This window comes from Hydrogenophaga sp. SL48, from assembly GCF_021729865.1.
Lineage (GTDB): Bacteria > Pseudomonadota > Gammaproteobacteria > Burkholderiales > Burkholderiaceae_C > Hydrogenophaga.
Window position 1 is genome coordinate 973,013 of record NZ_CP063400.1, and the last position, 13,048, is coordinate 986,060.

Sequence of the window (13,048 nt, forward strand, 5' to 3'; positions counted from 1 at the left end):
TCACTCGCGTTCGATCCTGGCGGCCTGCACCACATGGCTCCACTTGGCGCGTTCTTCTTTCACGAAGCGGTCGAAGGCGGCGGTCGTGCCGCCCAGCTCGAAGGTGCCCAGCGCACGCAGGCGGGCCACGTTGTCGGGCTTGGCCAGCACCGTGTTGACGTCGCGTGCCACGCGCTCGACGATGTCCGCCGGTGTGCCGGCGGGGGCCAGAAACGCCAACCAGCCCTGCATCACCAGCTCGACGCCCTGCTCACGTGCGGTGGGGATGTCTTCATGACCTGGCAGCCGTTGTGCGGTGGTCACGGCGAGGGGCCGCAGTTTGCCGTCGGTGCCGATGAATGGCGCCATCGGCGGCACGGCATCGATGTAGAGCTCGGTGCGCCCGGCGATGGCGTCGACGGCCGCCTGCTGGCTGCCCTTGTAGGGGATGTTGAGCATGTCGATTTGCGCAACCTGGTTCAGGGTTTCGCCGACCAGATGGGGAATGTTTTTTGTACCCGAGGTCGCGAAGGACACCTTGCCCGGGCGTGCCTTGACGTAGGCCACCAGCTCCTTCAGGTTCTTGACGGGCACGCCCGGGTTGACCGAGATCACCATGGGGTTGACGCCGACGCGCACCACGGGATCGAAGTCTTTCTCGGAGTGGAACCCCGGGTTCTTGAAAAGGAACTGGTTCATCACCACCGGCGTCGCGTGGGCAAACCACAGGGTGTGGCCATCGGGCGCGGAGCGCGCGGCGGCCTGGGCGCCGAGGTTGCCGCCCGCGCCGGGGCGGTTCTCCACCACGGTGCCCTTGCCCCACATCTGGCCCAGCTGGTCGCCGATGAGGCGGGCGATGATGTCCGGCGCGCTGCCGGCGGCAGCACCCACGAAGATCTTCACGGGCTTGTCGGGCCAGGCCTGGGCATGAACCGCCAGAGGCGCGAGCAGTGCGGAGCAAAGGCAGAGCGCGGCGGCGCTGATGAAGCGGGTGGCGTGACGTCGGCTTGATGGCATGAATGTCTCCAGAGATGGCCTGCTCAAGTTGGCGGCCTGGGGCAGAGACTAGTGCCCGGCCACTGTTCTGAAAAGACGATCACGGCAATAATCAAATTCAGCTTCATGGATATCAGAAACGTCGACCTCAACCTGCTGCCCGTGCTGGACGCCTTGCTCCGGCACCGCAGCGTCACGCTCGCCGCGCGGGAGCTCGACATGAGCCAGTCGGCGGTGAGTACCGCCCTCGGGCGCCTGAGAGAGACCCTGGGGGACCAGCTTCTGGTGCGCACCGGGCGCGGCATGTTGCCCACCCCTCGGGCGAGCCGCCTGGCCGAGCCGGTGGCGTCCATCCTCGACCAGGTGCGCGACCGGCTGCTCTCGGCCAGCGGCTTTGTGCCCGCCGAATCGGAGCGTGTGTTCTCGCTGTGCCTGTCCGATGTGGGCAGCTACGTGCTGTGGCCCCGCATCGTGAGTGCCGTCGCGCAGGAGGCGCCAAGGGTGTCGCTGCGCATGCGCACCTTGATGCAGCCGATGATTGCGCCCGCACTCGAACACGCCGAGATCGACCTCGCGCTGGGCGCCTACCCCGAGCTGCCGGTCACGCTCTACCAGCGCCGCCTGTTCGAACGCAAGTACGTGGCCCTGGTGCGAACGGGCCATCGCCTGGCGGGCAAGCGCCTGACCATCCAGGCCTTTGCGCGCACCCCGCAAGCGGTCGTCCGGCTCGCGTCGGGCATCCAGGACAGCGTGGACGCAGCGCTGGCGGTCCAGGGCCTGAAGCGTGACCAGGTCCTGGAGATGCCTTCGTACCTGATGCTGCCGCCCCTGCTGGAAGCGGGCGACCACCTGACGGTGATCCCCGGTCAGCTGGCCGAGGCGTTTTCCCGCCATGGGCATTTCGTCAGCCTGAAACTGCCCTTCGACCTGCCCGCCAGCGTCATCCGCATGCACTGGCACCGCCGCTTCCATGAAGACGCCGGCAACGTCTGGCTGCGCGGCCTGATCACACGGGTGTTTGATCGCGTCTGAGGCCCCCGGGCGTTAGCATGGGTGCCGTTTGCCGCGAAGGAGCCGCCCCATGCCACGCCAGAAGCCCGTGTCGCCCAACAACCCCTGTCCCTTCCTCCGGGCCCTGGTGGCCCAGGGCCTGGTGCCCGACGACGTGGTGCCCATCGGTGAGCTGACGGACACGATCCTGGCCGTGGCCCGCACCGGCGAGGGCGAGCCCACGCTGCCGGCCACCGCGATCCGCGCGGTGGCGCTGGCGGCGAATGGTTTGGGCCCGCTGCAACTGTTGCGCTCTGGCATGGACGGTGTGGCGTTGAACGCGCTGCGCGACGGACCGCTGGACAAGAAGGGCGTGGGCTCGGGCATCCTGGACGCGACGGCGAACGTCGACGCGGAGCAACTCGACCGGCTCGATCGGTTCTCCAGCGACCACGTGAACGCCCGGGGCCGCAAGGAGCGCGGCCTCGACCAGGCCGCGCTGGACCGCATGATGGACGCCAACGTCGAGCGCGCCGCCAGCCCGCGGCTGCTCGACCGCCAGCTCATGGACGGCGAATGGCCCATCCTGCTGCAGGTCATGGGCAAGGACGGCCGGGCGGGGCGTTACCTCAGCGTCAGGGAGGTGCGAGCGCTGTTCCTGCACCGGCGCTTTCCCCGGCGCATGGCCGCTGCGCTGAAGGCTCAGCGCGGCTGATCGCCGTTAAGGCGTGGGCGCTGACAGCGTGACGTCCAGCGGCCCGTACCAGGCGGTCACGGTGGCGCCCGAGTTGTTCGAGTCGGTCATCAGGCCCAGGCCAATCAGCGCGCCAGGCGTTTCGCCGAAGGCCTTCTTGAAATCGGCCTCGATGTCGCGGTCGAAGTCCACCCACTGGTTCAGTCGCTCCGGCCCGGACTCGACCACGATCTGGCGGATGCGGCTGGTGTAGGGGTTGGGGATCACGCTGCCGGCGGGGTAGCGGCTGTCCCACACGTACATGATCGACGCGTAGGGCAGCGGCTTGCCCGCGATCAGGCTGGACAGCTCGGACACGATGTGGTCGCGCGCCGTCCACTGCTTGCTGCGGTCGCCCTCGAAACTCAGGATCAGCCGCGCCACCGCGTCGTCTTCGCCCTTTTCCTTGAGGTTGAACGCCGGGTTCAGGGTCGGGACGAACAGCGAGAATTTGATGCGCTTGGGCAGCGCACCGGGCGTGGGGGCCAGGGGCAGGCTCAGTGTGCTGTTGGCGCCCTCGGCCTGGGCCATCACGGCCGGGCGGCCGGCGTGCTCGGTGGCGTTGTAGTGCGTGGGCCGGCGGTTCATGTAGACCTGATGCTCCCAGCGGGCGGTGGGCGCGGCGCTCTCGATGTGGTTGCGGCTCTGCCAGGCCGTGCCGTCCAGCACCACCGGGCGCGACTTGGCGCGGCCACCGTCTTCTTCCGACTCGTCGGCTTCGACCACATCCGTCGCATCGGGCTGTGGCCCGGCGCAGGCGGCGAGCACGGCGCACAGCAGCAGCGGCGCGAAACGGGTGATGACGGGGGAGGGGCGGGGCAGGAGCGTCATGGCGAACGGCGGTGAGGGCCTGGCCGGGTGCCGGGCCAGAAATCGGGCGAAAAATTGGGACGTATTGTGCCGTTGCCCGCCTTAAGGGAGGCTTGCAGCACAGCGCCCCTTGCCTTCGGTTACCGGCCTCGCGGTCTGTTACGAATGGTCCGTGGCCGAGTTGAACTGGCGGGGTGTCAGGCCCGCGTGTCGAGCAGGGAGCCCAACATGCGGTCCTCCGTCTCGACCGTGCGCAGGTTGGCGGTGAAGCTGTAGACGCTCATGCGCTGCGCGACCAGGTCCTCGGCCAGGTGAGCGAAGTCGCCGCTCGCCGGCGTGCCCGCCGCGTCCTGCCCGATCTGCACATCCACCCCACCCAGACCCGGCCGTGCCGTCTGCGTCACCACCTGTCGCTGGAAATCCGGCGTCTGCGCGTTGGCCACGTTGTGCGCGCTGGTGTCCAGCCGCAGCTGCGCCGCGCGCATGCCGCTCAGGCCGATGGCGGCGGCGGAGGAACCGGAGAGGGCGGAGATGGACATGGTGTGTGGCGACGGGGCAGGGGGCTTCTGTCGGGTTTTCGGTGAGTTCGCCAGAAACTGAAGGCGCGGGGCCCCGGTGTGCGACGAACGGCGGGCAAAGGGCGGGGCCACGCACGGACCCAATGACCCTGGCAAGCCCGCGGGCAACGCGGTTTTTGATGGTGACGGCTTTTAAAGAGGCATACAATGTGCATCTTTAAAAGAAGGTTCAGTTCGGTCTTCCATCGAAGCTGCACCCCATCGCCGCAGGAGCCCCGCCATGACCACCGTTGAACAAGCACCGCCGCTGACCCAGGCCTTGCAGCAGTCCTACCGACACGGGTTCGTCACCGACGTGGAGAGCGACTCGCTGCCGCCGGGGCTGGACGCCGACACCGTGCGCGCCATCTCGCGCCGCAAGCGCGAGCCCGATTTCCTGTTGCAGTGGCGCCTGGCGGCCTTCGAGCGCTGGCAGTCCATGGCGCATCCGCACTGGGGCCAGCTGCGCATCGAGCCGGTGGACTTCCAGGCCCTGAGCTATTACTCGGCGCCGAAGTCGCAGAAGGACGGCCCCAAGAGCCTCGCCGAGGTGGACCCCAAGCTGCTGGAGACCTACGAAAAACTCGGCGTGCCGCTGCACGAGCGGGCGCGCCTGGCCGGGGTGGCGGTCGACGCGGTGTTCGACTCGGTGTCCGTGGGCACCACCTTCCGCGAGCAGCTGGCCGAAGTCGGCGTGATCTTCTGTTCGTTCTCGCACGCCGTGCAACACCACCCGGAACTGATCGAGCGCTACCTCGGCACGGTGGTGCCGCCAGCCGACAACTTCTACGCCGCACTGAATTCGGCGGTGTTCTCCGACGGCTCCTTCGTCTACATCCCCAAGGGCGTGCGCTGCCCGATGGAGCTGTCGTCCTACTTCCGCATCAACGCGGCCAACACCGGCCAGTTCGAGCGCACGCTGATCATTGCCGAGGAAGGCAGCCACGTGAGCTACCTCGAAGGCTGCACGGCGCCGCAGCGCGACGAGCACCAGCTGCACGCGGCGGTGGTCGAGCTGATCGCCCACGACGACGCCCACATCAAGTACTCGACGGTGCAGAACTGGTACCCCGGCGACGAACAGGGCCGGGGTGGCATCTACAACTTCGTCACCAAGCGCGGCCTGTGTGCGGGCCAGCGCTCGCACATCGCCTGGACGCAGATCGAGACCGGATCGGCCATCACCTGGAAGTACCCGAGCGTGGTGCTGCGCGGCGACGATTCGCGCGGCGAGTTCCATTCGATCGCGGTCAGCAACCACTTCCAGCAGGCCGACACCGGCACCAAGATGATCCATCTGGGCCGCAACACCAAGAGCCGCATCGTCTCCAAAGGCATCAGCGCCGGACACGCCCAGAACAGCTACCGCGGCCTGGTGCGCGTGGCCCCGACCGCCGCCGGCGCCCACAACCACACGCAGTGCGACTCGCTGCTCATCGGCCCCGACTGCGGTGCCCACACCTTCCCGTACATCGAGGCCGCGCGCGACGACGCCCTGGTGGAACACGAAGCCACCACCACCCGCATCTCCGAAGAGCGCCTGTTCTATTGCCAGCAGCGCGGCATCGACCCACAAGACGCCACCGCCCTCATCGTCGGTGGCTTCTGCCAGGCGGTGCTGGACGAGCTGCCGATGGAATTCGCGCTCGAAGCCAAGGCGCTGCTGGCCGTTTCGCTCGAAGGCGCTGTCGGCTGAACCAACCCACACGATCCATCAGGAAAGACCCACCATGACCCATGCCGAACCCCTGTTGCAGGTGCGCGATCTGCGCGTTGACGTTGGCGGCCGCCACGTGTTGAAGTCGATCTCGCTCGATGTCCCGGCCGGTGCGCTGGTGGTGCTGATGGGCGCCAACGGCAGCGGCAAGAGCACCCTGGGCCTGACGCTGGCCGGCCATCCGCGCTACAGCGTGGTCGGCGGCCAGGCCCGCTTTGGCGGTCAGGACCTGCTGGCCATGAGCCCCGAGGCGCGCGCCCGCGCCGGGCTGTTCGTCTCGTTCCAGGCGCCGCCCGAGATCCCGGGCGTGAAGAACAACCTGTTCATCCGCACGGCCCTCAACGCCGTGCGCGAGGCGCGCGGCGATGCGCCGCTGGATGCCTTCGATTTTCTGGGCGACGCGCGGGCCACGGCCAGCCGTCTGGGCCTGCCCGAGGCGATGCTGGCGCGTCCCGTCAACGACGGCTTCTCGGGCGGTGAGCGCAAGCGCAACGAGCTGCTGCAGCTGGCCTTGCTGCGCCCGCGCCTGGCCATGCTCGATGAAATCGATTCGGGCATGGACGTCGATGGCACCCGCGCGGTGGTGGATCTGGTGCAGTCGCTGCGTGCGCAGGGCACCGCCTTTGTGGTGGTCTCGCACTACCTGCACCTGATCGAGTCGCTGCAGCCCGACGCGGTGCTGCGGCTCGACCAAGGCTGCATCGCCGAGACCGGCGATCTGGCGCTGGCCCAACAGATCGCGCGGACCGGCTTTGTGCGCGCGGCCGACGCGCTGGAGGCCTGAGCATGGACCACGCACGCGCCGACATCCTGGCCGCCCGCCACCGGCTGCAAGACGCCGGCTGGGTCCCCCGCAACGCCGAGGCGTTTCGCCATCTGCCGCCACCGCCGGCCGCCGTCTGGCTGGGTGAAGCGCCCGAGGCCGAATCGGCCGGCTGTGACGCCCACCCGCTGAGCGGCGCCGGCTGGACGCTGCACCCGCTCGGCGACACGCCGCAGGGTCGCGTGGACGCCCGCTGGCTGGACGCCGCCGACCCGGCGCAGCGCCAGGAGCTGTTCGCCGGCCTGCCGTTGCCCATCCATCCCGATGGGGGGTCGGCCCCCGGCGACATCGCCCAGCACGATGCCGCGCCGTTTGCCTGGGTGCACCACGCGCTGTGCCGTCGCGGCCTGCGGCTGCGCATCGGCGGTGAACACGACAGCGGTCGCGGGGCCGGCGAGACGGTGTGGATACAGCTGCGGCACCAGCCACGCAGCGCGGTCGAAGCGCCGATGCTGGTGATCGAGGTGCAGGACGGCGTGCACTGCGTGCTGGTGGAAACCCATCACCGTCATCATGGCGAAGGGGTGGCCTGTGAACAGCCGGTGGTGCAGAACCTGCACACCCACATCCGGCTCGGCGCGGGCGCCACCCTGCAGCACCTGCGCAGCGTGCAGCCCGGTGCGGCCGACCGGGTCGCCCACCACCTGCAGCTGCAGCTCGGGGCTTACGCGCGCTACGAACAAGGCCTGATCGCCACCGGCAGCCGCTACCACCTGCAACGCCAGGTGGTCGAGCTGGCGGGGGACCGCGCAGAGGCCCGCAGCGCCGGCCTGCTGCTGGCGGCCGGCGCCGACCTCGAACAACAGGTGCGCATGCATCACACCGGCGAGCGCACCCGCAGCCACGTCGAGGCCCTGGCGCTGGCCAGCGGCGCGGCGCGCGCGGTGGTCAACGCCCACACCCGCATCGCACCGGGCGCGGCCGACGCCGAGGTGCGGCAGCGGCTGACCGGCGTGCCCACCGGCGGCCAGCCCAGGCTGGTGTTGCGGCCGCACCTGGAGATCCACCACGACCAGGTGCAGGCGGCACACGGCGCCACCTGGGGCGCCTTGCCCGAAGACGCGCTGTTCTACGCCCGCCAGCGCGGCCTGGACGAACGCAGCGCGCGCGGTCTGATCATCGAAGGCATGGCCAGCGCCTTGCTCGCGCGGGCCTTTGGTGATCCCCTGTTCATCGAGTCGCTGGACCTCGCGGGCCTGCTGAGACAGGCGGTGGCCCAACACCTGAGCGATGACCCCACCACCCCCACCACTCCGCAGGAGGCCACCCATGGGTGACGCCCTTTTGACCGACCGCAGCGCGCTCGATACCGTGCGCTCGCAGTTTCCGGTGCTCGCGCAGCGCATCCACGGCGCCGAGCTGGCCTACCTCGACAACGCGGCCACCACCCAGATGGCCCTGGCGGTGCAGGACGCGATGCGCGCCTTCGAACAGCACGACCGGGCCAACATCCACCGCGGTGTGCACACGCTGAGCCAGCGCGCCACCGACGCCTTTGAGCGCGCCCGCAGCGAGCTCAAGCGCTTTGTCGGCGCCGGACCCGACCACGAGCTGGTGTTCACCTCGGGCACCACCGACGCGCTGAACATGGTGGCCCATGGCCTCTCCACCACCGGCTTGCAGCCCGCCTGGCTGCAGGCCGGCGACGAGATCGTGGTCAGCGGCCTGGAGCACCACGCCAACCTCGTGCCCTGGCAACAGGCGGCGCGGCGCACCGGCGCGGTGTTGCGCATGTTGTTGCCCGATGCCCAGGGGCGGCTGCATGCGGCCGACCTGCGCCGCCTGCTCAGCCCCCGCACCCGCGTGCTGGCGCTCACCGCCTGCGCCAACGCCACCGGCGAGCGCCCGCCCTACGAGGCCCTGCTCCAGCTCGCCGCCGACGCGGGCGCGCTGACCGTGCTCGACGCGGCCCAGGCGATGGCCCACGGCGGGCCCGACCTGTCGGCGCTGGCCTGCGACTTCATGGCCTTTTCGGGCCACAAGATGCACGGGCCCATGGGCACCGGCGTGCTGGCGGGTCGGCGTGCCGCGCTGGAACGGCTGGAGCCCTTGCGCTACGGCGGCGACATGGTGGCCTGGGTCAGCGCCACCGAGGCCAGCTTTGCCGAACTGCCGGCGCGGCTGGAAGGCGGCACGCCCAACGTCGCGGGTGCGATCGGCATGGCGGCTGCGGCGAGCTTCATTCAACAGATCGGGCGCGATCGCATCGACGCCCACCTGAGCGCGCTGCGCGAACACGCGGTGGCGGGGCTGGCCGCGCTGCCCGGCATCACGGTGCTGTCGGCCCACAGCCGCGCATCGGCCATCGTCTCGTTTGTCGCCGACGGCGTGCACCCGCACGACATCGGCACCGTGCTGGACCAGCTCGGCATCGCGGTGCGCACCGGTCACCACTGTGCCCAGCCGCTGCTCGAACACCTGGGCCTGGGGCCCACCACGCGCGCCTCGTTCGCGCTCTACAACACCCACGCTGAAATTGAGCGCCTGCTCGCCGGCGTGGCGCATGCCCTAAAGGTGCTCAGATGACCCCCGAAACCGCTGCCGAACTCGACCTCTACCAGGACGTGGTGATGGACCACAAGCGCGCGCCGCGCCACTTCGGCACGCTGGCCGCGCCGACCCACCAGGCGCGCGGCCAGAACCCGCAATGCGGTGACGACCTGCGGGTGGCCCTGGTGGTCGACGACGGGCGGGTGCGCGACATCCGCTTCCACGGCCAGGGCTGCGCGATCTGCATCGCGTCCGCGTCCATGATGAGCGAGGCGGTGCTGGGGCAGGATGTGGCGCTGGCGCAGGCCTTGCAGGGCCGTTTCCGGGCCGTGCTCACCGGCCAGATGGAAGCCGAAGAAGCGCACCTGGGCAAGCTGATCAGCCTGGCCGGTGTGCGCCGCTACCCGGGCCGCATCAAATGTGCGCTGCTGGGCTGGCACGCGCTGATGCACGCGCTGGGCAGCGAAGCGGATCGCATTGACAACGCGACGGAGGCCAGGCCATGAGTACAAAGCGCGAACGGGTCATGGTCACGCGCGAGGTGGCGGTGACCTGCGTGCCCGATGGTCGCCCCGCCGAATTGCCGGCCGGCACGCTGGTGCAGATCACCCAGGCGCTGGGTGCCTCGTTCACCTTGCTGGTTGACGGCCAGCTGATGCGCCTGGCCGGCGCCGATGCCGACGCCATCGGCAAGCCGGTGCCGATCGCGCCGGTGCTGCCGGACGTGGCGGGGCCGGCCGGCCTGCGTGGACAGGTCTGGCAAATCCTCAAGACCTGCTACGACCCGGAGATTCCGGTCGACATCGTCGAGCTCGGGCTGGTCTATGTGTGCGACGTGCTGCCGATGGACGGCGGTGACTTCAGGGTGTCGATCAAGATGACCCTGACGGCGCCCGGCTGCGGCATGGGCGACATGCTGGTGGACGAGATCCATGAGAAGTTGCTGGCCTTGCCCCGCGTGGCCGAGGTGGACCTGGAATTCGTGTTCGATCCGCCCTGGGACCGTTCGCGGATGTCCGAAGCCGCGATGTTGTCACTCGGCCTGTGACGCGGCCCGGTGGCGGCCCCGGGTGCTTGCACCCGGGGTGGTTTCAGCGTTCGAGCTGGTCGCGTTTGTCCTGCACCGCGCTCCACGCGTCGGCATCGGGCAGCGCGGGCTTGGTCCGGGTGATCGGCTTCCACACCAGCGCCAGCTCGGCGTTGAGCGGCGTGAAGTCCCGCTGATCCTTGGGCACGTCTTCTTCGGCGTAGATCGCCGAGACCGGGCACTCCGGGACACAGACCGCGCAGTCGATGCACTCGGCGGGATCGATCACCAGGAAGTTCGGTCCCTCGCGAAACGCGTCGACCGGGCAGACGTCGACGCAATCGGTGTATTTGCACCGGATGCACGATTCGGTCACCACAAAGGTCATGGCGCTGGCTCCCGGTCAGCCGCCGCAGGACCCGCAGCAGGAATCCACCCCGTGCACGGGCGGGCTGTCGGCCGGCTTGGCGATCTGCACGCGCCATTGTTCGGGTCCGCTTTCCAGTGGAGTCCAGCTGAAGGGGCCGTAGAGACCGCTCTCGAACTGCCCGCGCAGCGGCTGCGGGTTGTGGTCGTTGATCAGTTCCATGGCCGCGCCGGGTGGCAAGGCCTTGAAGGTGGAGAACACCAGCGAGTGGCGTTCGCGCGGCGCGATGGTGCGCAGGTCCACGGTGGGGGCGGGAGCGGTGGTGGTGTTCATGAACAATTCCTGAGGTGGGTGAAAAGGGAGGGGTTGAAAAAAAAGCGGAGCGGGATGAAGAAAAGCGTCAGCCGTCCTTGCCGTCGAAGCGCGTCTGGAGCAGCCAGGGGGTGTAGATGAAGAGGTAGATCGCAAACGCCACCGACCAGGCCGCTGCCGCCACCACCAGGGCCAGCGGCAGCCATGACGGCACGGCCAGCGGCGGCAGCACGCGGGTCGCCGCCGCCAGCATCACGAGCACGTAGGCCGTGATCTCCGGGCGGGACACCTGCAGCGCGCGCCCGGTGTGGCCGCGGGCGGTGCGGGTGATCATGCCGATGATGAGACCGGCGGTGGCACCGATCGCAAGCGCATGCACGCCCGCTGAAACGCCGACCCAGCCGAACCGGGCCGCGGCCAGCAAGGCCAGGCCGAAGGGAATCCAGGCGTAGGACACATGCAGGATCCACAGGATCGGGCGGTGCCGGGTCAACGCGGGCCGCCACTGCAGCAGCCGCCCCACCTGGGCCAGCGCCGCGAGCGAAAAGACCAGGCCACCGACCATGTTCCAGCCCGCCGAGGCCGGCGCCAACACCCACAGCAGCAAGGCCAGCGCCGTGAGCGCCAGCGCGGCGCGCTCCACCGGCGCGCGCACCTGGAGCTTCAGACCCGGGGTCGCGCTCATGGTGAAGGCCGGAATCACCCGCCCTGCGATCACGCACTCGATCATCACGATCAGGGCCAGGGCGGCGTACAACGGGGTCAGCGGGGAGACATCGATGGCGCCGATCACCCCCAGGTGAAAGACACCGTTGGCCAGCGCGAGCAGCATCAGCATCCCCGCCAGCGGCAGGTTGCGCCGGTTGCCCGCGCGCAGCAGCAGGCGGGTGAGCACCGCGGCCACCAGGGGCAGCAGCGCCAGGTCCAGCAGGGCGTACAGCGCGTAGGGCCCGGTCACGGCGGCCACCCGGGCCGCCAGCCACAACAGGGCAAGGGCCCCCAGAAAAGCGCCACGCGGCGTGGCCAGCCCCGTCCAGGCTTTGACCGCGGTCAGCAGGAAGCCCAGGATGACCGCGATCGCAAAGCCGAACAGCATGTCGTGCGCGTGCCACAGCAGCGGTGGCAGCGCCATCGTGAGGTGCCACTGGCCCAGAAACAGCCCCACCCAGAGGGGAATCGCGAGCAGGGCGAACACCGCAGCGCCCAGGTAAAAGGGCCGGAACCCCAGCCTCAGCAGCGGCCAGCCCGGGGGCTGTGGCGCGGCGGTGGGCTCGGGTGGCGAGACGTGCAAGGTGGGGAGGGCCATGGTGTGGTGGGCGTTGCAGGGACGGTCGGGTCGCTGCGAAGACCTCATAAGAAGTATGTCGGATGAATCTTATACCCAAACCGCCTTCAAAGAAATATACTTCGTACCTCTTTAGGGGTTTCCATGCGACTTGCCGAGTACACCGACTACACCTTGCGCGTGCTGATGTACTGCGCGGCCCGCCCGCAGCAGATGGTGACCATCAGCGAACTGGCCGAACAACATGGGGTGTCCCGCAACCACCTGATGAAGATCGTCACCGACCTGGGCCGCCAGGGCGTGCTGGAAACCACGCGTGGCCGCGGCGGCGGACTGCGCCTGCTGAAAGACCCGGCCCAGCTGCGCATTGGGGACGTGGTGCGCGCTTCCGAGACCGACTTCCGCCTGGTCGAGTGTTTCGACCCGGGCTCCAACCAGTGCGCGCTGTCGCCGACCTGCCGCCTGAAAGGCCTGTTCAACGCCGCGCTGGGGGCCTACTTCAAGGAACTCGACGGCATGACGCTGGCCGACATCGTCGAGCCCGTGCCGGCCAAAGGGCACGCGCTGTCGCCGGGACTGGCTCCGGTGGTGGCGCCCCGCAGCCTTCGCCAGCCAGCCAGCAAAGCCAAGCCCTCCTGACGCCCTGCGCCGGGTCCCTCCACCGTCCACTCAAGGAACCGACATGTCACAAGCTCACACACACCTGTCACCCGACGCCATCTACCCGTTCGACGCCCGCGGCGTGGCCAAACGATTCCGGCACGCCGCCATCTTCGGAGCGCTCGACAGCCTGCAGCCGGGCGAGACCATGCGATTCGCCAACGACCACGACCCCCTGCCGTTGCTGTCGCAGATCGCGCAGCGCTACGGCGACCGCATCGGTGTGGCCTACCGGCAGCGCGAGCCAGGCGCGATCGTGATCGACTTCAGCGTGCTTTGAGAGGCTCAGCGTTGCGGCCCGG

16 protein-coding genes are annotated in these 13,048 nt (G+C 69.2%); 10 read left to right on the forward strand and 6 right to left on the reverse strand.

The window, feature by feature from the left end; genetic code table 11:
- Positions 1 to 996 carry a Bug family tripartite tricarboxylate transporter substrate binding protein gene (locus IM738_RS04690; protein WP_236964730.1) on the reverse strand — a complete coding sequence of 332 codons (996 nt, stop codon included), beginning with the start codon at positions 994 to 996 and terminating at the stop codon, positions 1 to 3.
- Positions 997 to 1,101: 105 nt separating this feature from the next.
- Here IM738_RS04690 and IM738_RS04695 point away from each other — a divergent pair, with 105 nt between their 5' ends.
- Entirely contained in the window at positions 1,102 to 2,007 is a 906-nt protein-coding gene (locus IM738_RS04695; protein WP_236964731.1) for a LysR family transcriptional regulator, read from the forward strand.
- Positions 2,008 to 2,056: 49 nt separating this feature from the next.
- Complete coding sequence (locus IM738_RS04700; RefSeq protein ID WP_236964732.1) at positions 2,057 to 2,680, forward strand: hypothetical protein; 624 nt, start codon at positions 2,057 to 2,059, stop codon at positions 2,678 to 2,680.
- 6 nt (positions 2,681 to 2,686) lie between these two features.
- Here IM738_RS04700 and IM738_RS04705 read toward each other — a convergent pair whose 3' ends face one another.
- Both IM738_RS04705 and IM738_RS04710 read right to left on the reverse strand, forming a co-directional pair.
- Entirely contained in the window at positions 2,687 to 3,529 is an 843-nt protein-coding gene (locus IM738_RS04705) for a DUF3047 domain-containing protein (protein ID WP_236964733.1), read from the reverse strand.
- A 176-nt stretch (positions 3,530 to 3,705) separates the two neighbouring features.
- A complete protein-coding gene (locus tag IM738_RS04710; RefSeq protein WP_236964734.1) occupies positions 3,706 to 4,047 on the reverse strand; it encodes a flagellar basal body protein in 342 nt (113 codons plus the stop codon).
- A gap of 259 nt (positions 4,048 to 4,306) precedes the next feature.
- Between IM738_RS04710 and sufB the strand changes: the two genes are divergently transcribed.
- The 6 genes from sufB to sufT are packed head-to-tail and all read left to right on the forward strand — an operon-like array spanning position 4,307 to position 10,143.
- A complete protein-coding gene (gene sufB / locus IM738_RS04715) occupies positions 4,307 to 5,761 on the forward strand; it encodes a Fe-S cluster assembly protein SufB (protein ID WP_236964735.1) in 1,455 nt (484 codons plus the stop codon).
- Between the two features lie 34 nt (positions 5,762 to 5,795).
- Positions 5,796 to 6,566: a Fe-S cluster assembly ATPase SufC gene (gene sufC, locus IM738_RS04720; protein WP_236964736.1), complete on the forward strand. Its 771-nt coding sequence runs from the start codon at positions 5,796 to 5,798 to the stop codon at positions 6,564 to 6,566.
- A gap of 2 nt (positions 6,567 to 6,568) precedes the next feature.
- Entirely contained in the window at positions 6,569 to 7,882 is a 1,314-nt protein-coding gene (locus IM738_RS04725) for a SufD family Fe-S cluster assembly protein (RefSeq protein WP_236964737.1), read from the forward strand.
- Positions 7,875 to 9,131, forward strand: coding sequence for an aminotransferase class V-fold PLP-dependent enzyme (locus IM738_RS04730; protein ID WP_236964738.1), 1,257 nt, complete (start codon positions 7,875 to 7,877; stop codon positions 9,129 to 9,131). The genes IM738_RS04725 and IM738_RS04730 overlap by 8 nt, the downstream gene beginning before the upstream one ends.
- Positions 9,128 to 9,601: a Fe-S cluster assembly sulfur transfer protein SufU gene (gene sufU, locus IM738_RS04735; protein ID WP_236964739.1), complete on the forward strand. Its 474-nt coding sequence runs from the start codon at positions 9,128 to 9,130 to the stop codon at positions 9,599 to 9,601. Before IM738_RS04730 ends, sufU begins: the two co-directional genes overlap by 4 nt.
- Complete coding sequence (gene sufT, locus IM738_RS04740; protein WP_236964740.1) at positions 9,598 to 10,143, forward strand: putative Fe-S cluster assembly protein SufT; 546 nt, start codon at positions 9,598 to 9,600, stop codon at positions 10,141 to 10,143. The genes sufU and sufT overlap by 4 nt, the downstream gene beginning before the upstream one ends.
- Positions 10,144 to 10,186: 43 nt before the next feature.
- On the opposite strand, the gene fdxA is transcribed toward sufT, so the two are convergent.
- The 3 genes from fdxA to IM738_RS04755 all read right to left on the reverse strand — a co-directional run bounded on the left by fdxA (position 10,187) and on the right by IM738_RS04755 (position 12,107).
- Positions 10,187 to 10,510 (reverse strand): ferredoxin FdxA, encoded by a 324-nt coding sequence (gene fdxA / locus IM738_RS04745; protein ID WP_177139339.1) that lies wholly within the window; start codon positions 10,508 to 10,510, stop codon positions 10,187 to 10,189.
- A gap of 15 nt (positions 10,511 to 10,525) precedes the next feature.
- On the reverse strand, positions 10,526 to 10,822 hold the full coding sequence (locus tag IM738_RS04750) for a DUF2249 domain-containing protein (protein ID WP_236964741.1): 297 nt from the start codon (positions 10,820 to 10,822) through the stop codon (positions 10,526 to 10,528).
- Positions 10,823 to 10,889: 67 nt separating this feature from the next.
- The gene (locus tag IM738_RS04755) at positions 10,890 to 12,107 is read right to left on the reverse strand and encodes an NnrS family protein (protein WP_236964742.1); all 1,218 of its coding nucleotides are present in this window, start codon (positions 12,105 to 12,107) and stop codon (positions 10,890 to 10,892) included.
- Between the two features lie 123 nt (positions 12,108 to 12,230).
- Here IM738_RS04755 and IM738_RS04760 point away from each other — a divergent pair, with 123 nt between their 5' ends.
- Together IM738_RS04760 and IM738_RS04765 are read left to right on the forward strand one after the other, a co-directional pair.
- Positions 12,231 to 12,725, forward strand: a complete 495-nt coding sequence (locus IM738_RS04760; protein WP_236964743.1) for an Rrf2 family transcriptional regulator — start codon at positions 12,231 to 12,233, stop codon at positions 12,723 to 12,725.
- Between the two features lie 43 nt (positions 12,726 to 12,768).
- The gene (locus IM738_RS04765; RefSeq protein ID WP_236964744.1) at positions 12,769 to 13,026 is read left to right on the forward strand and encodes a DUF2249 domain-containing protein; all 258 of its coding nucleotides are present in this window, start codon (positions 12,769 to 12,771) and stop codon (positions 13,024 to 13,026) included.
- Positions 13,027 to 13,048: the final 22 nt, after the last annotated feature.